The 22,868-nt window shown below is 42.2% G+C and carries 24 protein-coding genes; 17 read left to right on the top strand and 7 right to left on the bottom strand.

Features of this window, described 5'->3' with window-relative positions; genetic code table 11:
- Positions 1–3: 3 nt before the first annotated feature.
- Together BRLA_RS18500 and BRLA_RS18495 are read left to right on the top strand one after the other, a co-directional pair.
- Positions 4–1,167: a homogentisate 1,2-dioxygenase gene (locus tag BRLA_RS18500; RefSeq protein ID WP_003338695.1), complete on the top strand. Its 1,164-nt coding sequence runs from the start codon at positions 4–6 to the stop codon at positions 1,165–1,167.
- A 21-nt stretch (positions 1,168–1,188) separates the two neighbouring features.
- Positions 1,189–1,809 (top strand): flavin reductase family protein, encoded by a 621-nt coding sequence (locus BRLA_RS18495; protein ID WP_003338697.1) that lies wholly within the window; start codon positions 1,189–1,191, stop codon positions 1,807–1,809.
- 45 nt (positions 1,810–1,854) lie between these two features.
- Here BRLA_RS18495 and BRLA_RS25055 read toward each other — a convergent pair whose 3' ends face one another.
- Entirely contained in the window at positions 1,855–3,588 is a 1,734-nt protein-coding gene (locus BRLA_RS25055) for an ABC transporter permease/substrate binding protein (protein ID WP_003338698.1), read from the bottom strand.
- Positions 3,588–4,784, bottom strand: a complete 1,197-nt coding sequence (locus BRLA_RS18485; RefSeq protein ID WP_003338699.1) for a quaternary amine ABC transporter ATP-binding protein — start codon at positions 4,782–4,784, stop codon at positions 3,588–3,590. Before BRLA_RS18485 ends, BRLA_RS25055 begins: the two co-directional genes overlap by 1 nt.
- A gap of 289 nt (positions 4,785–5,073) precedes the next feature.
- Between BRLA_RS18485 and BRLA_RS18480 the strand changes: the two genes are divergently transcribed.
- Entirely contained in the window at positions 5,074–5,634 is a 561-nt protein-coding gene (locus BRLA_RS18480) for a GbsR/MarR family transcriptional regulator (RefSeq protein ID WP_003338700.1), read from the top strand.
- A gap of 130 nt (positions 5,635–5,764) precedes the next feature.
- Here the strand turns inward: BRLA_RS18480 and BRLA_RS18475 are convergent, their stop codons facing one another.
- A complete protein-coding gene (locus tag BRLA_RS18475; protein WP_233882577.1) occupies positions 5,765–6,091 on the bottom strand; it encodes a hypothetical protein in 327 nt (108 codons plus the stop codon).
- A gap of 169 nt (positions 6,092–6,260) precedes the next feature.
- On the opposite strand from BRLA_RS18475, the gene BRLA_RS18470 reads away from it, so the two are divergent.
- The 6 genes from BRLA_RS18470 (at position 6,261) to BRLA_RS18450 (ending at position 9,529) form a co-directional block, all read left to right on the top strand.
- Positions 6,261–6,626, top strand: a complete 366-nt coding sequence (locus BRLA_RS18470) for a PspC domain-containing protein (protein ID WP_003338702.1) — start codon at positions 6,261–6,263, stop codon at positions 6,624–6,626.
- 84 nt (positions 6,627–6,710) lie between these two features.
- On the top strand, positions 6,711–6,881 hold the full coding sequence (locus BRLA_RS24380; RefSeq protein WP_003338703.1) for a hypothetical protein: 171 nt from the start codon (positions 6,711–6,713) through the stop codon (positions 6,879–6,881).
- Positions 6,882–7,046: 165 nt separating this feature from the next.
- Positions 7,047–7,286, top strand: a complete 240-nt coding sequence (locus BRLA_RS18465) for a hypothetical protein (protein WP_003338704.1) — start codon at positions 7,047–7,049, stop codon at positions 7,284–7,286.
- Between the two features lie 194 nt (positions 7,287–7,480).
- The gene (locus tag BRLA_RS18460) at positions 7,481–8,107 is read left to right on the top strand and encodes a DedA family protein (RefSeq protein WP_003338705.1); all 627 of its coding nucleotides are present in this window, start codon (positions 7,481–7,483) and stop codon (positions 8,105–8,107) included.
- A complete protein-coding gene (locus tag BRLA_RS18455; RefSeq protein ID WP_003338706.1) occupies positions 8,100–8,579 on the top strand; it encodes a YkvA family protein in 480 nt (159 codons plus the stop codon). Before BRLA_RS18460 ends, BRLA_RS18455 begins: the two co-directional genes overlap by 8 nt.
- Positions 8,580–8,581: 2 nt before the next feature.
- Positions 8,582–9,529 (top strand): 3'-5' exoribonuclease YhaM family protein, encoded by a 948-nt coding sequence (locus tag BRLA_RS18450; RefSeq protein WP_003338707.1) that lies wholly within the window; start codon positions 8,582–8,584, stop codon positions 9,527–9,529.
- Between the two features lie 60 nt (positions 9,530–9,589).
- Here the strand turns inward: BRLA_RS18450 and BRLA_RS18445 are convergent, their stop codons facing one another.
- The 3 genes from BRLA_RS18445 to modA are packed head-to-tail and all read right to left on the bottom strand — an operon-like array spanning position 9,590 to position 11,873.
- Positions 9,590–10,267 (bottom strand): ATP-binding cassette domain-containing protein, encoded by a 678-nt coding sequence (locus BRLA_RS18445; protein ID WP_003338708.1) that lies wholly within the window; start codon positions 10,265–10,267, stop codon positions 9,590–9,592.
- 31 nt (positions 10,268–10,298) lie between these two features.
- Complete coding sequence (gene modB, locus BRLA_RS18440; protein WP_003338709.1) at positions 10,299–10,988, bottom strand: molybdate ABC transporter permease subunit; 690 nt, start codon at positions 10,986–10,988, stop codon at positions 10,299–10,301.
- A 54-nt stretch (positions 10,989–11,042) separates the two neighbouring features.
- Complete coding sequence (modA, locus tag BRLA_RS18435) at positions 11,043–11,873, bottom strand: molybdate ABC transporter substrate-binding protein (RefSeq protein WP_003338711.1); 831 nt, start codon at positions 11,871–11,873, stop codon at positions 11,043–11,045.
- A 139-nt stretch (positions 11,874–12,012) separates the two neighbouring features.
- On the opposite strand from modA, the gene BRLA_RS18430 reads away from it, so the two are divergent.
- From BRLA_RS18430 to BRLA_RS18410, 5 genes are all read left to right on the top strand, one after another.
- Positions 12,013–12,981: a substrate-binding domain-containing protein gene (locus BRLA_RS18430; RefSeq protein ID WP_003338712.1), complete on the top strand. Its 969-nt coding sequence runs from the start codon at positions 12,013–12,015 to the stop codon at positions 12,979–12,981.
- A 170-nt stretch (positions 12,982–13,151) separates the two neighbouring features.
- On the top strand, positions 13,152–14,438 hold the full coding sequence (locus BRLA_RS18425) for an ArsB/NhaD family transporter (protein WP_003338713.1): 1,287 nt from the start codon (positions 13,152–13,154) through the stop codon (positions 14,436–14,438).
- Between the two features lie 131 nt (positions 14,439–14,569).
- Positions 14,570–15,727, top strand: a complete 1,158-nt coding sequence (locus tag BRLA_RS18420) for a sugar diacid recognition domain-containing protein (RefSeq protein WP_003338714.1) — start codon at positions 14,570–14,572, stop codon at positions 15,725–15,727.
- Between the two features lie 186 nt (positions 15,728–15,913).
- On the top strand, positions 15,914–17,182 hold the full coding sequence (locus BRLA_RS18415) for a GntP family permease (protein ID WP_003338715.1): 1,269 nt from the start codon (positions 15,914–15,916) through the stop codon (positions 17,180–17,182).
- Positions 17,183–17,218: 36 nt separating this feature from the next.
- Positions 17,219–18,370: a glycerate kinase gene (locus tag BRLA_RS18410; protein WP_003338716.1), complete on the top strand. Its 1,152-nt coding sequence runs from the start codon at positions 17,219–17,221 to the stop codon at positions 18,368–18,370.
- Between the two features lie 73 nt (positions 18,371–18,443).
- On the opposite strand, the gene BRLA_RS18405 is transcribed toward BRLA_RS18410, so the two are convergent.
- Positions 18,444–19,058 carry an undecaprenyl-diphosphatase gene (locus tag BRLA_RS18405; protein WP_003338717.1) on the bottom strand — a complete coding sequence of 205 codons (615 nt, stop codon included), beginning with the start codon at positions 19,056–19,058 and terminating at the stop codon, positions 18,444–18,446.
- 377 nt (positions 19,059–19,435) lie between these two features.
- Here BRLA_RS18405 and BRLA_RS18400 point away from each other — a divergent pair, with 377 nt between their 5' ends.
- From BRLA_RS18400 to BRLA_RS18390, 3 genes are all read left to right on the top strand, one after another.
- Entirely contained in the window at positions 19,436–20,407 is a 972-nt protein-coding gene (locus BRLA_RS18400; RefSeq protein WP_003338718.1) for a hypothetical protein, read from the top strand.
- A gap of 23 nt (positions 20,408–20,430) precedes the next feature.
- A complete protein-coding gene (locus tag BRLA_RS18395; RefSeq protein ID WP_003340098.1) occupies positions 20,431–20,649 on the top strand; it encodes a hypothetical protein in 219 nt (72 codons plus the stop codon).
- A 110-nt stretch (positions 20,650–20,759) separates the two neighbouring features.
- Positions 20,760–22,796: an SEC-C metal-binding domain-containing protein gene (locus BRLA_RS18390; protein WP_003338720.1), complete on the top strand. Its 2,037-nt coding sequence runs from the start codon at positions 20,760–20,762 to the stop codon at positions 22,794–22,796.
- Positions 22,797–22,868 lie beyond the last annotated feature (72 nt).

The following is a 22,868-nucleotide window of genomic DNA, read 5'->3' as shown; positions in this document are numbered from 1 at the left end:
TTCATGCCATTTTACGTAAAAATGGGCGAGGTTCCGCAAAAACGCCATACCACATTTTTTAAGCCAAATGGTGAGCTGTACCGTGAGCAACTGATGGGCACAAAAGGTTTTTCTGGGATTCAATCCATTTTGTATCATCACAACCCTCCAACACAAGTGACGGAAGTAAAGAAAATAGCTACAATTGATATGCAATATGTGGAACGCGAGGAGTTACGTCACCAGCACTTTCTGAGCTTCGATGCTCCACAAGGGGGAGACCCTATAGTAGGCCGTCGTTACTTATTGGGAAATGATGATGTGGTAATGGGTGTCTGTTCGCCAACTGAGGGAATGGATTATTATTATCGTAACTCGGAAGGAGACGAGGTCGTTTTCGTTCATAAGGGCGAGGGAGAGCTTCAAACCATCTTTGGAACCATTACGTATCGACCGGGCGATTATTTAGTTATCCCGATTGGTACGACTTATCGAATTGTACCCTCAACGGAGGATACGCGTTTTCTTGTGATTGAATCTCAAAATGAAATTGTTCCGCCTAAGCGTTATCGAAACGAGCATGGACAATTGTTGGAACATTCTCCATTTTGCGAGCGGGATATACGATTACCGGAACGATTGGAAACACATGTGGAGGAAGGGAGCTTTGAAGTTCGAGTCAAACAAAATCACACATTATATAGCTATACATTTGATTTTCATCCGTTTGATGTGGTTGGATGGGATGGCTATTTATTCCCCTATGCGCTGAGTATTCATGATTTTGAACCGATAACGGGTCGCGTGCATCAGCCACCTCCAGTTCATCAGACATTCGCTGGTCAGAATTTTGTGATTTGTTCCTTTGTCCCCCGTTTATATGACTATCATCCAGAGGCTATTCCAGCACCATATTACCACAGTAATGTTGAGAGCGATGAAGTCCTGTATTATGTGGATGGCAACTTTATGAGTCGCAAAGGTGTGGTAGAAGGCTCCATAACTCTGCATCCCATGGGTATTCCACATGGACCGCATCCAGGTAAGATTGAGGCAAGCATTGGTAAAAAAGAGACGAAGGAATTAGCGGTCATGCTAGATACTTTCCGTCCGTTAAAAGCAACAAGGCAGGCGCTCGCACTAGAAGATACAGCTTATATGTATAGCTGGCTACCTGTAAAGAAATAGGGGAAAAAGGAGGCATGGCGTGTGGAGCTACGAATAAGCGAGTTAGAGAGACAGGAAAAATATAAATTACTGATAGGTGGCATCATTCCGCGTCCGATTGCCTGGGTTACATCGCATAATCCAGCAGGTGTGGTAAATGCAGCCCCATTTAGTTATTTTAATGTTGCTTGCATTGACCCGATGATGATTTCCATAGCGGTTTCTCGAAAACCAGGGCAGGTAATGAAGGATACAGCTCGGAATATCTCGGAAACAAAGGAATTTGTCGTGAACACAGTAGATGTGCATAATGTTGCGTTGGTAAATGAAACCTCAGCCGACTTTCCAGCGGATCAAAGCGAGGTAGAGGCGCTAGGACTTGATCTGACTCCTTCTCAGGCAATCAAAGTACCGAGGTTAGCGTTATCTCGCATTCATTTTGAATGCAAGCTACATCAGATTGTTACATTAGGTGAGCCTGCCGCTTCCGATTTAATCATTGGCGAGGTTGTACATGTGCATATAGATGATTCTATGTACTTTAACGGAAAAATTGATGCTGAAAAATTTGCTCCTGTTAGCCGTTTAGCTGGGCATACGTACGCCACGTTAGGCGAATTGTTTGATCATCCTCGACCTGTATACGATCCTAAAAAATATTGATAAATAGGAAAAAGGCACCCTCTGATTGTGAGGATGCCTTTTGTATTATTTGAGTTCAATGCCTGCTAGCCATTTTTCTACTATTTCTGGGTGAGCGTCAACCCATTCCTTGGCAGCATCATCGGGCTCGACGCCTTCCTGAATACGAACCATTACTTGCGCCATATCTTCTGGAGTCCATTTAAACTGGCGCAGGAATTGATAAGCATCTGGTAAGTCCTCTTGCAATCCTAAGCGGACGATCGTGTGGATTTGTTCGTCTTCTCCAAATGATTTTTGAGGATCGTCAAGATACTTTAATTTCATTTTGGCGAACATCCAATGTGGTGTCCAGCCTGTAACAACAATTGGCTTTTGCTGGCTGTAGGCTTTTTGTAGCTCAGTAGCCATTGCCGCGGATGAAGCCTCCATCAAAGTCCAGTCTGTTAGGTGATAATCCTGTAGCATTTTAGTAGCTGCTGACATCAGACCAGCTCCAGGCTCAATCCCAATAATTGTTGCTTTCGTAGCATCTTTTATATCAGAACGTCTTAAGTCATCAATAGACGTGATATTCATATATTCTGGAACAACCAAACCAAGTCGTGTACCTTCTAAATTTGCCCCTAGGTCTTCTACTTGATCTTTGTTTTTAGCGTAGAAGCTAGCATGCGTTTTCGGTAGCCAAGCAGCAACAAGGGCATCAGCGCTCTTGGTCGCAACGCCTGTCCACATTGGACCTGCTTCGACCTGTAACATATTAACCTGATAACCTAACCTTTGTTCTAACACTTGTTTTACTACATGCGTACTAGCAATTTCAGAATCCCATGCTACATAGGAAAGGGTAATGTTTTTGGCAGTGCCACCATTACCAGCAACACCATTTACGATACTAGAAATAATTAAAATGGCGATTGAGGCTAAAATGAAAGGTCTACGATATTTTATCGCAGGCTTTGCAGATTTCTTCTCTTGTCCTTTAATGAGCGTTTGGGTAAATCGATCCAAAATAATCGCTAGAATAACAACAGCAATCCCGGCTTCAAAGCCTACGCCGGTTTTTGTTTGCGTAACGGCACGGTAAACATCTGAACCTAAGCCTTGTGCCCCGATCATGGATGAAATAACAACCATCGACAGCGATAGCATAATCGTCTGGTTAATCCCAGCCATTATGGAAGGGATGGCTAATGGCAATTGGAGCTTGATTAATTTTTGCATCGGTGTAGAACCAAATGCATCTGCTGCCTCTACTAAATCCTCAGGTACTTGTCGAATCCCTAAATTTGTTAGTCGAATAGTTGGAGGAATCGCAAAGATAACAGAAGCAATAACACCTGGTACCACGCCGAGTGAGAAGAACGTAACCGCTGGCAGCAGATATACGAATGCTGGCATGGTCTGCATGAAATCTAAAATGGGTGTGACAATGCTTTGAGCCGTATTTTTTTTTGCGCACCAAATCCCAATCGGCACCCCAAGAAGAATGGAAATCATGGCCGCCGTTAGGACCTGGGCTAACGTCATCATTGTTTGTGGCCAATAGCCAAGGTTGTATATGAGGAGTAAGCCCAATAAAGAAAAGAGAGCCATTCTCCAGCGTGCTACAAAATAAATGATCAGGGAGAACAACACGATAAAGAGCAGAGCAGGAATATTCATAAATAGCCACTCAAAACCGCTAACCAACCCGCCGATAATAGCACTAATTACTGCAAATAAAGGACCAAAGGAAGCATCAAACCACGCTTCTAATGATTCAATCCATGAACCTAAAGGAATTTTAAACATATTCATTATACTGTTTCACCGCCTTCTGTGTTGCCGGAGAGTGCGGCTAGTACGGCTCCGCGGATGATAATTCCCTGCAAGCGATTTCCCCCATCTACTACTGCTACAGGAACTCGGGTAGAGCTTACGATATCAAATAGTTCATTGAGCACTGTATCGGGGGAGACAGTAGGAACCTCTTCCTTTATTAGAATATCTGCCAGCTTTTTCCCCTCTTTAACTGCCTGAACGGCATCATCAGCAGTAATGGCCCCAAGTAAACGTTTGTGGGTGTCGACTACATATAAAGTCGATACCCCGCGTTCTTGCATAAATTGCAAAGCAACACGTGGTCCGCGTTCCAAGGTAATCGTTTCGGGGCGTTTCATAACTTGAGTAGCTGTAAGTACCTTGGACAGGTCTACGTCCTCTACAAAGCGTTCTACATATTTATTAGCCGGGTTGGTCAAAATTTCTTCCGGTGTTCCAACCTGGACGACATTTCCATCCTTCATTAAGGCAATACGGTCACCAATTCGTAATGCTTCATCCAAATCATGCGTGATAAAAATAATGGTTTTTTTCATTTTTGTTTGTAATTCTAAGAGCTCATCTTGCATCTCTTTGCGTATCAAAGGATCAAGAGCACTAAACGCTTCGTCCATCAACAAAACATCAGGATCATTGGCTAAACCGCGAGCAAGACCGACACGTTGCTGCATACCGCCGCTAAGCTGATCAGGTAAGGAGTTTTCCCAGCCTTTTAAACCAACCAATTCAAGCGATTTCATTGCTTTTTCTTGTCTTTTTGCTTTAGGTATTCCCGATACTTCTAAACCATACTCTACATTTTCTAAAACTGTACGATGTGGAAAGAGAGCAAATTTTTGGAAAACCATTGTAATATTTTTACGTCGAACTTCGCGAAGATCTTCTTGATTTAAGGATACGATGTCCTTTCCATTAATAAACACATGGCCATCTGTTGGCTCAATTAGACGATTCAATAGTCGCACTAATGTGGATTTACCGCTACCCGACAGCCCCATTATAACGAATATTTCTCCGGCCTCTATCGAAAAAGAAGCTTGATTTACCCCAACCGTCATTTTTGTCTCTTTGAAGATTTTTTCTTTTGTCCAGCCCTCTTTGAGCAGGGGGATGGCTTTTTTTGGATCACGGCCAAATACTTTTGTTAAATTTTTGACTTCAATAATTGGCATGAAGACACTCCCTTCTTCTGGTAAATTCTTTCTTTTGCTCCCAGAGAAAACGTTCAATTTTGTAACGAAACGCTCCGGTAAGTGTATGAAAAATGTATGAACAAGAGCAAACAGGAAATAACTTGATCAAGTACGTACAGAAAAAACTTTACGCACTTTATGTACAGTATACTCCATTTTTCGTAAAATTTCACCTATACCCAGTCCTTTACTAGGGTATGGTTGCCTCCTACAATAAAATCGATATAATGAAAGATGAAGTTTGACCTGTCCTAGGAGGTAAGCAACAATGGATGAATTTGAAGGACTTCCTGAAGAGCTTCAGGTTGCCGTTCAAAAAACGCGCCATCGTATGATTGAAACGGTTGGTAAAAACATGGATTTATTTGGAGTGACCCAATCTGTTGGTCATTTGTATGGCATGATGTACTTTTCGCAAGGGCCAGTTACTCTTGACGAAATGGGCAAGCAAATGGGGATGAGCAAAACCAGTATGAGCACTGGAATGCGCACCCTGATTGATCTGAAAATGGTCAACAAAGTTTGGAGCAAAGGTTCTCGTAAAGATCTTTATGAAACGGAACCAGATTGGCATCAAAATCTGGGTGATTACTTTTCGATACGTTGGCGCAAATCAATGGAAAGCAATGTGCATCATTTGCACAAGTCCCTCAGAGAACTACAAGTTCTGTTAGATAAGTACGGAGATAATCCTCAAGCCTACAATTTAATTAAGGGTGACATGCTTAAAATGCAGCATGCGCTGTCTTATTATAAGTGGTTAGAAAAATTGATCCGTTCCTTTGAAACAGGTGAGATATTTACTTTCATACCTAAAGAGGAAGAATAATACGCCAAAACAAGTGTAGCGCTGAGGGAGTCCTTAGCGTTTTTTGTTTGAACAAAAAATACTAATTTATTTGTACCCATATATGGCTTTTTAAAACACCCTTACGCACCGTTTTTTCTAAAGCCTGCTGTTATTTTTGATAGGGTGAATTTGAATTATTCGTCAAAATGATTTGTTTTGTCCCAAACAGACCTCCGTAATCGGACACGGATTCAGGTCTGACAATCAGATCATAATCTGTGCCACTCCCTGAATTAACCGGCATTCCATACGGTGTAAAGTTATTTTGATTTGTTGCTGTTTGGGGATGGCTTTGTAAAAAATAGACATGCGGATTAGATTTAATGCTAGTCGGTACACCTTGAATTTGACTTGTATGGCTCCTATTACAACCGGCTATAGACAACAATCCTAACGTACTGATAAGCAATACGGTTATCGCTTTTCTCTTACTCACATGGATCACCTCTTCAATAGCGTGAGCAACCTGATTCTTTTTATGCAAGCCTGTCTCCGCCTGTAGACGGAGGAAAAATCCCACTCCAGCCAGTTTTGAACAAAAGCTGATTTCGATATCCTAGTATTATCAAGAACAGGTATATATATTGAGAGGGGATGCGCCTATTATGAATCGTATCTATCGGTCCCAATCTGATAAAAAAATCTTTGGGGTTTGTGGCGGTTTCGCTGCTTATCTAGGAATTGATGCGACATTGCTTCGTTTGGTAACCGCTGTTGTCACCTTTTTTACAGGGGTACCACTATTGCTGTACTTCTTGCTCGCTTTCATCATGCCCAAGGAGCCCATGTGGGAGCAGGCACGCTATCAGCGTCCACAGCCTGAATTTGCATCAGGATTTCACCAAGAACCTTTCTATGAAAAAGCAAACTATGATAAAGGTTTAGATCAGGAAATGGAACGATTGGAAAAAGCCGCAATGCGTCAAGAAATAAAACGGCTGCGTGCAGAATTAGAAAAATATCAGTCCTGATGGCAAAGAAAATGGAAACAATATGCTGTCGTTGCATATGATGTAAGGTGGTTCGTTGGATCTTACATAGGGAGGGAAACGATAGTGTATATCGGTGTTTTTGATATGCAAGAGCGCCTAGATCAAACACGAAAAATGCTTCGGGATAAAAAGCATTTGCTTAAAATGCTAGAGGAAGATATTCGTGGTTTAGAAAATGATGTTCAGGTGTTAGAAGAGATGCTGACAACATGTCCATCGGATACAACCAAATAATGACATGCAAAAGAGGCACAAGAAATTATGTGGCCTCTTTTGGGTTTAAAGAGAAGTATATATATCCTTTAAAGCTGGCAATACATAAGGTTATGGACAGAAGGTTGATTCCTTGGGCAGTTTGGGAGATAATAGTTTCTATACTGTAGGATGAGGTGGAAGGTAATGTCAACGACTGAACTATTGTTAAAGACGCATTTTGAAGGGCGTGTATTGCGAACGTTGCAATCCTATTTCCGTCGCAATAACGACGTACTTTTAAAAGAAAGTCTAATCGCGACCGGTTTAGAAAAAGAAGACGTTGAACATGTCATGGCGATGATTTATGACAAACATACGGTTAGCGAAATTATGGTAGTTCTCCGTGAACGCAATGCATTTGCTCGCAACCAACAAGCGGAATAAACTCAGAAAAGGAACCAGCGCATCATGGAGCGTGGTTCCTTTCTTTTTTATGAGAGCCCAATAAGAACAAGGCAGGTTGAGCATTAATATGCAACCAATAGTGGTCAAGGACGTCATATTGGGTAGAAAAGATAACTTGAACTTACTTGCTAAGATTTGGCACGATATATAGAGAAAGGAAAGGGAAGACCTGAATGAATGAATTTATTAATCATTTTGGTGGATATATCTCACAATATGGATACTTTGCTCTCTATGGACTATTCTTTTTTGGCTTGATTGGCTTGCCTGTTCCTGAGGAGACGCTTTTGGTGTTTTCGGGGTTTTTGGTATCTAGGGGAGATCTGCATTTCCTACCAACCTTTTTAGTCTGCTATCTAGGCTCCATAAGTGCGATGACAGCAGCTTATTGGATTGGATTTAAATTGGGGCATCCTTTTATAGATAAATACTTGAAGCGTTTCGAAAAAGGGTATCGAATGTATAAAAAAACGGAAGAATGGTTTCAACGTTTTGGGAAGTGGGCCATTCCCATTGGCTATTTTTTGCCAGGGATTCGTCAATATACCGCTTATTTTGCGGGTATCACAGAGCTGCGTTTTCGTACTTTTGCTATTTTAGCCTATGCAGGAGGGGCTTTTTGGACTGCTTTGTTTGTTAGCTTGGGCTTCATCTTAGGTGAGAGCTGGGAGAGAGTCTTTCAATTGGCTATTAAAAAAGTGACCATTTGGATTCTTCTTATCTTTATCGCAGTGGTTCTTGGGGCATATGTGTATCAACGCGTTCGGAAAAAAAGAGCAGGAGGAAAACCAAATGAATGAGGAGCAAATTATACTGATACCAAAAAATCATCAACGATTTTATGATAAGCTAAGAGAAAAAGTGGAGAAGTTCATTCGTAGCAAAGGTATGCCGGAGGGTTCTACTCCATATCTTTTACTTGCTCCTGATCTATTTGTGCTTTTGGCCAGATTGCTGGTGGACAAGCGAGTGGCTACGGGAGCGAAGGCTATAGCAGCGCTTGCCGTTGCTTACTTTATTTCGCCTGTAGACTTAATTCCTGAGGCTTTGATAGGCCCTATTGGTTATTTAGATGATATAGTGCTAGCGGTATATGCCTTACACAAGATTCTTAGCAGCACGGAGCAGGTCATCGTCCAGGAGCATTGGAACGGGAAAGAAAACCTGCTACAGGTGATTACGGATGTTATTTCGAAAGCGGATGAATTAGTAGGGACTCATATCTTGAAGAGGATTGATGCCCTCCTATTCCACAAAACAAAGGGGAATTAGGTATGAAATTTTTGGCTGATTATGTGGAGGGAGAACGCGTAATCGCCTTTTGTCTCGTTAAAAGTAGAGAGATTGGCGTTGCTAGTAACCAGAGCGAATATATGAATCTAGAGATTGGTGACAGATCTGGCAGCTTGCCTGCAAAGATTTGGGATGTTACCGATGAGCTTAAAGAAAATCTTCAAGTAAAATCGATTATTAAAATTGATGCACAGGTACAAATGTATCGCGGTAAAAAGCAATTAGTCATTCAACGTGTACGTCACGCTACTCCTGCGGACGAGGTTGTAATGGAATCGCTAGTCCCTACCTCCAAATATGCTGTAGATGAATTATGGGGACGGCTGGAGAGTCATATATCAGATATTCAAAGCCCTACATTGAGAGCGATTATCTCACATCTGATCGGGAAGGAAGACGTGTATGAACGGATGCGCTCTTTTCCTGCGGGTGTTCGAATGCATCATCATTATTATTCAGGCTTATTAGAACATGTAGTCTCTTTATTAGATTTGGGCAAACGCTTGCTGCCGCTATATCCACAGGTAGACCGTGATGTGCTGCTGACCACCTGCATCTTGCACGATATTGGCAAGCTGTATGAGTTATCTGATCCGGTAGCCCCAGAATATACCACTCCAGGACAGTTGATTGGTCATTTGGTCATGGGAGTAGAAATGGTGACGAAAGCATGTACAGACTTAGCTATTCCATTAGATGATAGTGAAGTATTGCATCTGAAGCATTGCATTTTAAGTCATCATGGCGATTTGGAAATGGGATGGGGAAGCGCTGTGTCAGGTAAGACACCTACTGCTGTTATTTTCCACTATCTTGACCAAATTGACAGTAAAATGAACGCGCTAGGCAATACCCTACAGGAGATGTCAGAAGAGGAAGAATGGCATTATGCACCTGTGTTAAAACGGAAGGTGTGGAGAGGCTTTTAAGCAATTCTCCAATTAAATGTGTCTGTTTATTAAAAAAGCTGATGTAGGCGGGCTCCTACCTCAGCTTTTTTGACGAGTAGCGGATACGGGAGGTTGAAGCAATACCTCCTCTTCTATCCTTCCTGAACGTAAGCGTAAGATTCTATTTCCCAGCTTGTACGCTTCTGCCTCATCATGTGTGACTAATAAGACGGGAATATTCCAGAGCTGATGCAGGCGAAGCAATTCGTCCTGACACTCTGCTCTTGTTGCAGGATCTAGGGCTGAGAGAGGCTCATCTAAAAGCAATAAAGCTGGTTTGACTGCTAGAGCGCGGGCCAATGCTACCCGTTGCTTTTCTCCGCCTGAGATATGAGTAGGAAAGCTTTTCCACAGATGACGAATCCCGAGCGTTTCGCAGATTTGCTCTAGGAAGGCTTTGTCTACAGCCTGTTTTTTTGAATCAATCCCGTATAAAATATTTTTTTCAACAGTCATGTGAGGAAACAAGGCATAGTCCTGAAAGACATAGCCGATATTTCGTTTCTGGGGAGGAACGCTACTTACCGGAGTGCATAGTTCTTGTCCATGTAATGAAATTAGAGCCGCATCCGGTGTGAGCAATCCAGCGATACATTCCAGAATGCTGGTTTTACCTGAACCAGATGGGCCAAACAGGACAACAATTTCGTTATGAACAGTAAATGATACTTCTAATGCGAAATGCGTACGTTGTTTCATGATCTGAACCTGTAGCATGGAAATACCTCATCTACGTAAAGTGACTTTTTTAATCTTTAAACTGCGTATGACGATTTAATGTATGTTTACTCCACCAGTTAAGCCAGAGTATGGTACTAAAGCCTATGGCAACGATAATAGCGACCCAAAAGGCCGCGATCTCCATACGTCCACCCTCCACGGCAAAATAGATGGCGATCGGAAGTGTTTCTGTTTTCCCAGGAATATTACCAGCTAGCATGAGTGTTGCTCCGAATTCACCAAGCGCTCTGGCAAAGGAAAGAACAAGTCCAGCCAAAAGCCCGGGCCAGCATAACGGAAACGTGACAGTCCAAAAGACCCTCCAAGTAGAAGCACCAAGCATAATAGCGGCTTGCTCATAGCGCCGATTCATATTTTGAAAGGCGGCATGGGCGGCCTGATACATCAGGGGAAACGAGACAACAGCAGAAGCGATCACCGCTCCTACCCAAGTAAATACAATTTGAAATTGAAAAGCCTCCAATAAAAATTTTCCGATTAACCCGTTTTTACCAAACAGTAGAAGCAGACCAAAGCCTACGACAGTGGGAGGAAGCACGAGAGGCAATAGAAACAATGCTTCGAGAATGCTTTTGCCAAAAAATTGACGACGCGAGAACCAATAGGCGATAAATAATCCGCTGATAAATACAACAATAGTCGAAATCCCCGCTACCTTCAATGACAGGTAGAGCGGGGAATAAGAGATGTCAGGCATAAAAAAGTACCCTCACTTTAATTTGCTTTGCCCATATGTAAGCTTGAAAATCGCTTATTTTACAGGATGAAAACCGTATTTCTCAAAGGCAGCCTTCGAAAAATCAGTGGTTAGGAATGTTAAAAATTCTTGAGCTTCCTTTTGATGCTGTGTAGCTTTTACCAAGGAGGCCGGGTAGACAATAGGACTATGCCAATCTTGCTTGGCAGTTGCTAGGATTTTGATCTTATCAGATGTAAGTGCATCGCTTTTATATACGACACCCAACTCCGCATTACCTGACTCAACGTAGGTTAGAACTTGACGAACATCTTTTGCATACACCATGTTCGGCTTCATTTTTTCCCACAGACCTAATTTTGTCAAGGCTTCCTCTGTGTAACGACCGACTGGGACAGAGCTTGGTTCACCAATCGCAAACTGCTTACCTGTTTCGGGTGTTATTTTCTCAAATGAATCAATGGAGATGGTACTTTCTTTAGGAGCAATTAATACCATTTCATTCGTAACTAATTCAGTTTGGGAATCCTCGATGATCAGGCTTTTATCCTTTAACGTCTTCATATCCTTGGAACTAGCGGAGATGAAGAGATCGCTTGGGGCTCCCTGTTCAATTTGCTTGGCAAGTTTACCTGAACCACCGAAGTTATAAGTCAATGTAATTTCAGGATGCTTAGTTTCATACTCTTTTTTTACATCTTGTAGCACATCGGTCATGCTTGCTGCAGCAGACACAAAGATTTCTGTTTTGGTTTGCGGGGATTTCGAATCACCAGTAGGTTGAGTGGCTGATGGAGCCGGAGTAGAACAGCCTACAGTAGCAAGTAATAAGGAGAAGCTGACCAAACTGCTCAGGAAGCGTTTTTTCTTGCGTGATGTTAACATGAAAGACTCTCCTTCGATATAAGTAGTTATAATTAGTTATATTTAGATATAACTAATTAAGAACATTATAGCTTGGATTCCTAGTTATGATAAGATATTTTTACTAGTAAAGATTTAATACTTGAAAAGGAGGCTATCAATGACGCAAAACATCTCCTATACGACTGAAGAGGTTGCTAATATTTTGCGAGTATCCAAGCTGACAGTATATGACCTCATAAAAAAGGGAGAGCTGTCTGCTTATCGTGTTGGTAGACAGATGCGAGTAGATGCAAGCGATCTGGAATCCTACAAGCTAAAAACAAAATCGAAAAAAGCTGCTAACACCCCCTCCTTTTCACAAGTAGGAAAACCTATCGCAGCAGATAAACCATCGTCTGGTGGGATTCAATCCATTATTATTAGTGGACAGGACATGGCACTAGATTTGTTAGCCTCTCAGCTAGAAAAGGAGACAGGCAGTATAAGAGCGCTTCGTTCCTACCAAGGAAGCTTAAATAGCTTGGTCTCTCTTTATCGAGGAGAAGCGCAGATTGTGAGTACACATCTTTTTGACGGTGACAGCGGGACCTACAATTTGCCTTATGTACAGCGCGTATTAACAGGTCGACCATATCTGATTGTTCATATGATGGCTCGCCAAGCAGGTCTATATGTAGCAAAGGGGAATCCCTTACAGCTACGGGCGTGGTCTGATTTACAAAAGTCAGGAGTCAGAATAGTCAATCGAGAGGTTGGTTCTGGAACAAGGGTTTTATTAGATGAGCAACTGCGTCTTCATCAGATTGATCCAGCCAGACTATCTGGGTATTTTAATCATGTAGAGCATAGTCATTTAGCAGTCGCAACGGCAGTCGCGAGAGGAGCCGCTGATGTAGGGATTGGCATTGAAAAAGCTGCAAGAATTGTAGACGTGGAGTTTATTCCTTTAATTCAAGAGCACTATGATCTAGTTATGCTGGTCACGGAACAAAGTCATTATTGGATAAACAGTCTCCTGAAATTGCTACAAAGTGAAGCTTTTAAACAAGAACTACAGGCTATCGGGGGCTATGATGTAACGCTCACGGGTCAGATCAAGCTGAAGGGGCCTATTCATTCTTGGTGATAAATTACTTTACAAATGATCAAAATGCCGTTATTCTATAGGATATAACTTGATACGAATGTGTTATGGAGGAGCCTGTCATTTGATGGGCTCTTTTTGTCGTTTTTTACATCCAGCTTTTGGATAATATAACAAAATAAACTTCAGGGGAAAGAAAGAGAGGTTATCAAGTGGATAATCAAGCATTATTAGCAATTGCGATTTTTCTCATTACCTACGCTTTTATTATCAGCGAAAAACTGCACCGTACAATTGTTGCGATGGCAGGGGGATTGCTCATGATCCTCACGGGTATCGTTACCCAGGAGGAAGGAATTCATCATATTGATTTTAATACATTAGGCTTATTAATCGGAATGATGATCATCGTGAGCATAACAGCACAAACTGGTGTGTTCACCTTCGTAGCCATTAAAGCCGCTAAAGCGGTAAAGGGCGATCCGGTTAAAATCCTGATTGCATTAAGTTTAATTACGGCTCTGGCATCAGCTTTGCTGGATAACGTAACAACCGTTCTACTCATGGTGCCTATCACATTTAGTATTGCACGTCAGTTGAATGTAAACCCGATTCCTTATCTGATTAGTGAGATCATTTGCTCAAATGTAGGGGGAGCCGCAACACTGATTGGTGATCCGCCAAATATCATGATTGGGAGCGCTGTACCGGAATTGACCTTTATGGCTTTCCTCATACACATGGCTCCAGTCATCGCTATTATTTTAGTCGTTGTCATTATTTATTTGTTACTTGTTTATCGAAAAGGATTACAAACAACTCCAGAATTACAGCAAAAACTGATGCAACTAGATGAAAAGCAGGAGCTAACGAATCCTACTTTATTAAAAAAATCATTAACAGTGCTTGCCTTAACGATTATTGGCTTTGGTTTGCATGGTGTATTTCATCTAGAATCAGCTACGATTGCATTAGTGGGCGCGTTCTTATTACTCCTTTTAACAGGAGAGCATTATCTAGAGGAAGCTTTGCTGAAAGTAGAATGGAACACAATCTTCTTCTTTGCCGGATTGTTCATATTGGTATCTGGTCTGGTAAACACAGGTGTTATAGCTTCCCTAGCTGAAAAAGCAATCGAATTTACACAGGGCGATACATTGAAAACATCTATTATCATACTGTGGATGAGTGGAATTGCATCTGCCTTTGTTGATAACATTCCATTCGTAGCGACAATGATCCCTATGATTAAAGAGATGGGAAGCCTTGGAATTACAAATTTGGAGCCGCTATGGTGGAGTCTGGCCCTTGGCGCTTGCTTAGGGGGGAACGGTACGATCATCGGAGCTAGTGCAAACGTCATTGTTGTAGGAATGGCTTCGAAAGAGAAATACCCAATTAGCTTTGGGATGTTTTTCAAGGTTGCTTTCCCGATCACGATTATTACGTTGATCATATCTCACATATATGTGTATCTACGTTATTTCTTCTTTGCTTAATATTATGTAGATATGTTTAAAAAACCATCGAAAGAGGCGAGAGCCTTAGCCGGTGGTTTTTTGCTACTAGTCTTCTTTTATAAGATAATAATGGAGCAAAAAAACATCGATCAGGTAAGGAAGTGGCCAGAGTGTTGCAAGTCACACAAGAACTCGCGCAGGATATTGTTACTCGGATGATGAAGGTCATTGGTTATAACGTAAATGTAATGGATGAGCGAGGTTACATTATTGCCTCTGGAGATAAAAATAGATTACATCAAAAACATGAAGGCGCGGTTATTGCTATAGAGCGCCGAGGCCGCTTTGAGGTGTATCCGGAAGATGTAAGGCGTCTGGTTGGTGTTCAGGCTGGAACCAATTTAGTTATCCAATTCCAAAATGAAATAGTGGGCGTAATTGGTATTACCGGTGATCCACGTGAGGTGACGAAGTATGGAGAGCTTGTCAAAATGACAGCAGAGATGTTTCTGGAGCAATCCTACTTACTAGAGCAGGCCAAGCTGGATAAACGATTACGGGAAGATTTTTTGTTGTCCATCATACATTCAGACCATCAGGATTGTTTTTTATGGAAGGAACAGGCAAGGCGGCTGCAAATCGATTTATCCATTAAGAGAGTGGCGGTTGTCATTGAATTAGTGGATATCGGGATTTCTGACGATAGTGCCTACACGACCTTACGTCAAATGGTTGGCTTATTGGAGCTGCGTGATACCATTGAAATGATGGCCATTAAGAATTCAAAACAAATTGTTTTAGTAAAGGAATCACGCCATTATCGGGATAAGGAAGCGATTTGTGAAGGTGTTGAGCAAATATTACAATTGCTAAAAAATCAGCTCATTACGCCTATTAAAATATCAGTTGGAAAAGCTTTTTCAGGTGTAGAGGGGCTACGCTATTGCTATGAGTCTGCTCGGGATACATTAGTAGCTGGTAAAGCGATGGCTCCAGAATTAACCGTTTATTACTATGATGATTTTTTAAATGAAACGCTGATGGTCTCCGTACAGGAATCTTGGAAATCAGAAGAGTTGATCAAGGTGTATAAAAATCTCATAACACAGGATAAAAGTGGAGAGCTTCAGCAAACTCTTCACGTTTATATGGAGGAAGAGGGAGAACTGCATCGGATTGCAAAGCGGCTTGTCATTCACCGTAATACGCTTAGATACCGACTGCAACGCATTTATGACATCACAGGGAAGGATCCCAAAAGAATCAGTGACTTCCTATCATTACAATTTGCTATGTGGCTCTATAAGCTTAAAAATAAACAAACATAAAAAAGGAACAAATTCCAATTCTACCAATCGAAAGGAGCCTATTGTGCAAATGAACAAAAACTCCCTGTCCGTCAGGCGGGAGTTTTGTTTTTGTGGCTGATGAATCCGCTTACATGAAAGCGCTATGATATAGACGAGAGATAGAAAGCATACAAATAGAGCTGAAGTCAGAAGGAGGAGTCACTCATGGATGTAACCGTAAGCGTTTTTGGGGCATTAGCGGCGTTGATTGTAGCCATCGTTCTTATTTTGCGTAAAGTGCCGCCTGCTTATGGAATGATTGCTGGTGCCTTGATTGGTGGTGTCATCGGCGGAGTTAATTTACCGGATACCGTTACCCTTATGATTGAGGGAACCAAGGGTGTTATACCGGCTGTCTTACGTATCCTCGCAGCAGGTGTTTTGGCTGGGGTACTAATTGAATCGGGAGCAGCATCCACAATCGCTGAGACTATTGTAAAAAAAGTAGGCGAAACAAGAGCGTTGCTAGCCCTTGCCATTGCAACGATGATTCTGACTGCGGTGGGTGTCTTTATTGACGTAGCAGTAATTACCGTAGCTCCGATTGCTTTGGCGATCGCGCAGCGAGCTGATATATCGAAGATGGGTATTTTGCTTGCGATGATTGGAGGAGGAAAAGCTGGTAATATCATGTCACCTAACCCCAATACTATCGCGGCGGCCGACACATTCCACGTACCATTGACTTCTGTGATGGCAGCAGGAATTATTCCTGCTCTCATTGGAGTGGCTGTGACCTACATGATTGCAAAAAGACTGTCGCAAAAAGGAAGCAAAGTAGCGGCAAACGAAAGTAGTGAAGTTGATAGAAGTAAGCTTCCAAGCTTTGGAACGGCAATGTTGGCACCGCTTACAGCCATTGTTTTACTGGCTTTGCGACCTCTATTTGATATCAATATTGATCCGTTAATTGCTTTACCTTTGGGGGGACTTGTAGGAGCAATTGCTATGGGACGCGTAAAAAAAGTGAATCAGTACGCCATATATGGGTTAGGTAAGATGTCAGGTGTAGCTATTATGCTGATTGGAACGGGAACACTTGCCGGAATTATCGCCAATTCAGAACTAAAAGGTGTCATTATTTCTGCCTTGACTGCTTCTGGTCTTCCAGCGTACCTGTTGGCGCCGATTAGCGGTGCGTTAATGTCATTGGCAACAGCCTCTACAACAGCTGGTACGGTGGTAGCAAGCTCTGTATTTGGTAGTACAATCGTTGAACTTGGTGTAAGCTCACTAGCGGCGGCGGCAATGATACATGCGGGTGCGACTGTGTTTGATCATATGCCGCACGGAAGCTTTTTCCACGCTACGGGTGGTAGCATTAACATGGCAATGAAAGAACGGCTACGCTTAATTCCTTATGAGACAGTGATTGGCTTTGTACTTGCTATCATTTCTACTCTGTTATTCGGTATTTTTCAAATTATGGTATGAAAATAGCTAGTACAGCACGCGAGAGGAGAGACAACGATGAAATTCGTTATTGCACCGGATTCTTTTAAAGAAAGTGTGACGGCTATGCAGGCAGCAGAGGCAATTGAAAAAGGAATAAAACAAGTCTTCCCTAGCGCTGAATGTGTTTTGATACCGATGGCAGATGGTGGTGAAGGAACGGTTCAATCGCTGGTGGATGCTACGGGTGGAGAGATCGTTACTTGCCAAGTTACGGGCCCAATTGGACAGCCTGTAGAAGCATTCTATGGATTATTAGGCGATAAAAAAACGGCGGTTATTGAAATGGCAGCAGCTTCAGGCTTGCATCTGGTACCGCGCGAAGAGAGAAATCCGCTTATTACAACTACGCGAGGTACTGGGGAATTAATTCTCCATGCCTTGGACTCAGGTGTCACACATATCATATTAGGTCTAGGGGGAAGCGCAACGAATGATGGTGGTGCTGGTGTAGCGCAGGCGCTAGGTGTAAGGCTGCTAGATCAGAATGGCGAGGAGCTTGGCGATGGCGGGGGAGAGCTTCATAAGCTTGTTGAAATCGACATAAGCTCACTGGACCCGCGCATCCAGCAGGTAACCTTTGAGGTGGCTTGTGACGTCGATAATCCTTTGACAGGACCAAAAGGAGCTTCTGCTGTATTTGGACCGCAAAAAGGAGCGACGCCTGAACAAGTAGCACTCCTCGATCAAAATTTAGCCCATTATGCGAAAAAATTAAAAGAATACCTCGATAAGGATGTTGATAAAATCGAGGGAGCTGGGGCTGCAGGTGGTCTAGGAGCAGGTGTACTAGCTTTCTTTCAATGTGAATTAAAACGCGGGATTCAAATTGTAATAGAGGCAACTGAGTTAAGTAAACATGTACAGGATGCTGACTTTGTGATCACAGGGGAAGGGCGCGTAGATTTCCAGACCATTCATGGAAAAACTCCGATTGGTGTAGCCAAGACGGCTAAGCTCTACAATGTTCCAGTAATCGGTATTGCGGGGTGTGTGACTGAGGAGAGTAAGATTGTACACGAGCATGGAATTGATCTTTTATTCCCGATCATTCCTCACTTAGCTCCCTTGGAAGAGATTTTACAAGAAGGGGCTCAAAATATGGAGCGGACAGCGCGCAATGTGGCAATGTCCTTGAAACTAGGAGCATTGTGGCAGAAGAGTAAATAGGAAAACAAAAAGCCCTTCTTATCAGGAAACTTGCTGAAGTTTCAAGTGATGAAAAGGGCTTTTTAATCGGTCATTATTCAATCGTGTGATGTCTTTTGCGTGAAGCTGATTTTTTAGGCGGTATGATGGCACTCTCGATTTTTTCATACAAAAGAATACCCTCATCAATTAAGCCTACAACACGAGGGAATCTTGGAAGTAAGCTATGAATAGCATAAGCACAACTCATCCCAAGCACCATACCGGACAAAACGTCTGTTAGATAATGCACACCAATGAACACGCGGGAAAGGGATACACCAACCGCAAGAACCATCCAGAAGCGTTTCCCCTTTGGTTTGATATAATACCAGTAGGTAGCTGCGATAGCTAGTGCCGCTGTCGCATGGTCGCTTGGAAAAGAAGCATTTGCATCATGCGGTACCAATGGTGTCAGTGGCAGCGTAACGAACGGTCGCTCACGATAGATGAGATGTCCCAGCACCCAGCTTATTCCCATGGAAATACAACAGACAATGGTTGTTTGGATAATCATTCGTTTGTTTTTACGATTTCCAAAAAACCAATAAACGGGGATGCTCAGGTAAAAGAGGTATTCTGCATATTTAGCTAGAAAAATGCTAATCCAGCCGACAACTGAATAGGAAGCAGCAAAGGAGCTGAGGGCTTGTACAACAGTAGAATCCAAGGTTATTTCCTCCAGTTCATAAACTCTGACAAAAATCCTTCCCCCATTATATACCGTAAAGGTAGTAAATCCACCACCAATCCTTACTAAATTAATCTCTATCTAAGGTCACAAACAGAAGAATCCTTTCGGGTAGGCTATTTACCATTACGTTTAAGGGAAGAAAAAGGTTACGAGGCAAGCAAGTTGCTATAAAAAATGTTTGAAACCTAGATAGAATAAGCATGTATGCGATTACAATGATGGCTGGGCTGTTACAAAATCACATTCAGTCATAAAAAAACAATAGTAAATGTAGGATTTTCTGCTTTGATGTAGAATATAGGTTACTATTCCGTCTTGTGGAAAGTCTTTGCAATGCAGAAGGAGAATGTTTCATGAATAGGCCAACATATACCATCACTAGTTACATCAAGAAGGTTTTTCGGCCAGGGGAGCGTTCACTTCCAAGAACTGATATCATTGCGCGCTTAGAAGAGCAATTACACTTTATGCCAAATGGAAAAAGCGCGGAAGAAATCCTCTCCGAAGCCATGCAGCTTACTGATTCGCCCATAAAGGTTGGCAGAACCGAAGCGATCTTAGAGCTTACATACCAACCACATCAATTATTTGATCAGGCATATCGTTTTGTGAGAAAATCTCATTCTCCCAAAAATTTAGACCAAATGATGCGTGAATTGCGTCAACATACCCATTTTTCCTGGAATCAGATCACCAAATTGCTGATACTGGATAAAGACCCGCGTTTTGTTCAATACGTTGGAGATGAGCGCTGGTATCTTGCTGAATGGAAACTGGCTAATGACTCCATTTATGAATTTTTGGTTAGCAAGGAAATCGACAGACTATCTATCCGCCTTTTGTTCCACATGGTGGAAAATGAGCTGAAGCTGTCTATCAAAGAAAGCATGTTTGTACCGGAATTGGACGGCCGCTTTACAGTTAGTGGCGAAAACATTTACGTAAATGGCCAAGACGATAAAGCAAAAGCTGTACATGAAATGCAAACTGCACAGGCACAAGTAGCTACGGCAGAGACTGTGATCGAAAACGATCAGCTAGCACTTGACCATACCGAGCCACAAGCAAAAAATTTAGAGGCCGTACAGGAGGAAAAAATCATGATTACAACCCAAACAAAAAACGTTTTAGCAGAGGTAGAACAGCTATTAAATAAGGCAGTTTCCCTTTTGGACCAACGTAATGTCGAAATGTCCCAAGAGGTAATTTCTCATTTCCAAGAGAGTAACATGGATGCCATTGAAATTTTGATGAAGGAAAAACATAAAAACGAACAGGTAGTTACCGACATTAAAAATATTGTGACTACACTTGATCAAGAATAATGAAGGCAGAAGAGTCCATTTGCATGGAAAAGAGATTTTATGTGATCCGTGAGATCATTTTGCAGTATGAGGCTCGCTTAAAGCATATGGAAAAGATGGTGGTTCAATTTTTTTCCACCAATCAATTAGAGGCCATATCTGAATGTGTTGCTGAACGTGAGAGAATTGAGAAGCTTATTAAAAAGCTACAACATTTTGTTGAAAAATGGGAAGCATACACAGATATGAGTATTGATTACTAGGCATTCGGGTAGAATAACTTGCAATCAATTCGGGAAATGCGATATAACTAGAAGGATTGTGGCAATTCCTAGCTGAAGGTTAGCTGGGTCGAAAGGAGAAACAACCCCCCATGTCAGTCGGTAGAAATGAACTGTGTCCATGTGGCAGCGGTAAGAAATATAAAAAGTGCTGTGGTGTTGTGACGGACATTGCTCAGGTACGCATGGCTCGCGAGCAAAAGCTCCGCAAAGAGTTTGCTACTTGGACAGAACGTCTAACGAAATATGTGGTGCAGCATGTCAATGATATAGAAATAAGCAGGGCTAGAGATCGTTTTGCACAAGAAACGGGCCTTACCCTAAAAGAGCTGTTCCAACCACGCTGGATGGACCATTTTATGAATTGGTATGTGTTCGATGTGAAAAACGAGGGTGTTTCTGTCCTTGAACATTTCATCGGTCAATACGGTAAACGAATGGATCAAGATATAAAAGAAGGTTTATTACATCTTCAATTGGGTCTATATGAGATTACATCTGTTACAGAAGATATGACTGTTGTTACTGATTTGTACACCAATCAGGAGCACAATCTAATCTCTTCCCAATCTGTTGCGCTAAAGCCAGGCCAACTCCTGCTTGCTAGATTAATTCCGCTAGGCTATCGTGATTCTATCTTCTCAGGCAGTCTCATGGTAAGCGCTACGCTAAAAAATGAATTGCTAACGATAGTGAAAAATATGGAAAGTTCCGGTAGAGAAGCTGTGTCACTAGCTCTTTACAAGCGTTTAAATGAGCAGGGTGTAAGCTATGAGCAGGAGCCTGAGGAAGAGAGTATGGTTCGCTTTGTTTATGAAGGCGTGCATGCTCCTGAAATCAGACGCTTATTAAAAACACACGGGTCCTTTGAATCCAAAAAGCAAGAGCCTTCTCAGGAGACTTGGGTATATGCTTCGCAAAAGGATGAATTCCTGATTCGCTCTTTAGACAGTGCCTTGTTGGAACTTCATGAAATTGCAGCAGAATTGATTTTAGAACAAAATCGACTAACAATTGAAGGCTATAAACCAGGCGTTGAACAGGCAAGTGATGCGCTTAAACTAGGTACCCCAACTGAAGAGATAGCGATTAATGGATTAACCTCGACAGGAACAAAGCTAGCGAAGGGTACATTATTCATCACAAGTGCGCCTACATTACCGCCTAAAGTATTACAATGGGCAGTTCAGAGTTACTTTACAGAGAAGTGGTTGCAGACGTCTCAGATGGAGCTTCAGGATGTACCGCCATTGCTGGTAGCCGCTTCTGATAAACAAGAGTTAAAAAGTGCCCTTACTCAAATCTTAGACAAGCTAGAGCATGAGGAAGCGATGGGACAAGGCATTGCGCGCTTTATGAATATTGAAGTGCTAAAGACCAAACTGTCCATGCCGAATCATTTGCATCATATTGCTAATCTGTTGGATCGTCCGTTAATCGAAGGTTTACCGGAAAGCATTTTTACGGTTCGCCCAGAAGTGCTGGCTGACATAGCTTCTTTCGTAGAGGAAATGACAGCAGGAAAATCTGAGCTAACAATGAAAAAATACGATGAGACGATGAACCTGTTCCGCACATTTATTCGTAATGCTTTTGGTCCTACTTTTGATTGGAACGCATTACGTATTCAGCATGTTGCTTATTTCTTAGCGCATGATGTGCTGGAACGTGTTGATACGCCGTCCAAAACGTTAGCGAACAATCTGCTTTCCGTTCTAACAGCGTTCTTCAAATGGTTAGATAAAAAGCACCAGACCTTATTAACTGCTGATATGCTGAACGTAATTAGTCAGCTTAAAGAGGATCTGCCTGAGGCATATCGTATGCGCACGTTGTTAACCAAGGAAGCGAATCATTCTCTACACCAATCCTCTCTGCAACCGCAGGTGGTGCTAGAAGAAATGTTAGCTTATGCTGGGAAAAAACAACCTGAGCATGCCTTGATGCGTCAAAATGGTGAACAACTATCATTTGTAACAGAACAAGAAATAGTGATGAGCGAGGGCTGGAGCATATTTGCAATCGCTGGGCTTGTAGAGGATGGTACACTCCGTCTCTATGGTGCCCCAGAGATTTATCCACCCGCTATTACTGAATTAGTGATAGCTGCTACTAAACAAAAAGCGTAATTCATATTCATCCCGTCTTGCTAGCTGAGTGAGGCGGGATGTTTTGCTTATTGGGCGGCTATGAATGGAGAA

This window comes from Brevibacillus laterosporus LMG 15441 (assembly GCF_000219535.2).
GTDB classification, from domain to species: Bacteria; Bacillota; Bacilli; order Brevibacillales; family Brevibacillaceae; genus Brevibacillus_B; species Brevibacillus_B halotolerans.
The sequence above is the reverse complement of the archived record's forward strand: the minus strand, read 5'-3'. Positions and strand labels throughout refer to the sequence as shown.

Bases quoted from the DNA above. Each gene is read 5' to 3' on its own strand.
- BRLA_RS18430 (WP_003338712.1), top strand. From the start codon at position 12,013: ATGACGCAAAACATCTCCTATACGACTGAAGAGGTTGCTAATATTTTG.
- BRLA_RS25055 (WP_003338698.1), bottom strand. From the start codon at position 3,588: ATGAATATGTTTAAAATTCCTTTAGGTTCATGGATTGAATCATTAGAA.
- BRLA_RS18465 (WP_003338704.1), top strand. From the start codon at position 7,047: ATGTCAACGACTGAACTATTGTTAAAGACGCATTTTGAAGGGCGTGTA.
- modA (WP_003338711.1), bottom strand. From the start codon at position 11,873: ATGTTAACATCACGCAAGAAAAAACGCTTCCTGAGCAGTTTGGTCAGC.
- BRLA_RS18455 (WP_003338706.1), top strand. From the start codon at position 8,100: ATGAATGAGGAGCAAATTATACTGATACCAAAAAATCATCAACGATTT.
- BRLA_RS18460 (WP_003338705.1), top strand. From the start codon at position 7,481: ATGAATGAATTTATTAATCATTTTGGTGGATATATCTCACAATATGGA.
- BRLA_RS18470 (WP_003338702.1), top strand. From the start codon at position 6,261: ATGAATCGTATCTATCGGTCCCAATCTGATAAAAAAATCTTTGGGGTT.
- BRLA_RS18415 (WP_003338715.1), top strand. From the start codon at position 15,914: ATGGATGTAACCGTAAGCGTTTTTGGGGCATTAGCGGCGTTGATTGTA.
- BRLA_RS18450 (WP_003338707.1), top strand. From the start codon at position 8,582: ATGAAATTTTTGGCTGATTATGTGGAGGGAGAACGCGTAATCGCCTTT.
- modB (WP_003338709.1), bottom strand. From the start codon at position 10,988: ATGCCTGACATCTCTTATTCCCCGCTCTACCTGTCATTGAAGGTAGCG.
- BRLA_RS18390 (WP_003338720.1), top strand. From the start codon at position 20,760: ATGTCAGTCGGTAGAAATGAACTGTGTCCATGTGGCAGCGGTAAGAAA.
- BRLA_RS18480 (WP_003338700.1), top strand. From the start codon at position 5,074: ATGGATGAATTTGAAGGACTTCCTGAAGAGCTTCAGGTTGCCGTTCAA.
- BRLA_RS18500 (WP_003338695.1), top strand. From the start codon at position 4: ATGCCATTTTACGTAAAAATGGGCGAGGTTCCGCAAAAACGCCATACC.
- BRLA_RS18395 (WP_003340098.1), top strand. From the start codon at position 20,431: ATGGAAAAGAGATTTTATGTGATCCGTGAGATCATTTTGCAGTATGAG.
- BRLA_RS18410 (WP_003338716.1), top strand. From the start codon at position 17,219: ATGAAATTCGTTATTGCACCGGATTCTTTTAAAGAAAGTGTGACGGCT.
- BRLA_RS18400 (WP_003338718.1), top strand. From the start codon at position 19,436: ATGAATAGGCCAACATATACCATCACTAGTTACATCAAGAAGGTTTTT.
- BRLA_RS18445 (WP_003338708.1), bottom strand. From the start codon at position 10,267: ATGCTACAGGTTCAGATCATGAAACAACGTACGCATTTCGCATTAGAA.
- BRLA_RS18485 (WP_003338699.1), bottom strand. From the start codon at position 4,784: ATGCCAATTATTGAAGTCAAAAATTTAACAAAAGTATTTGGCCGTGAT.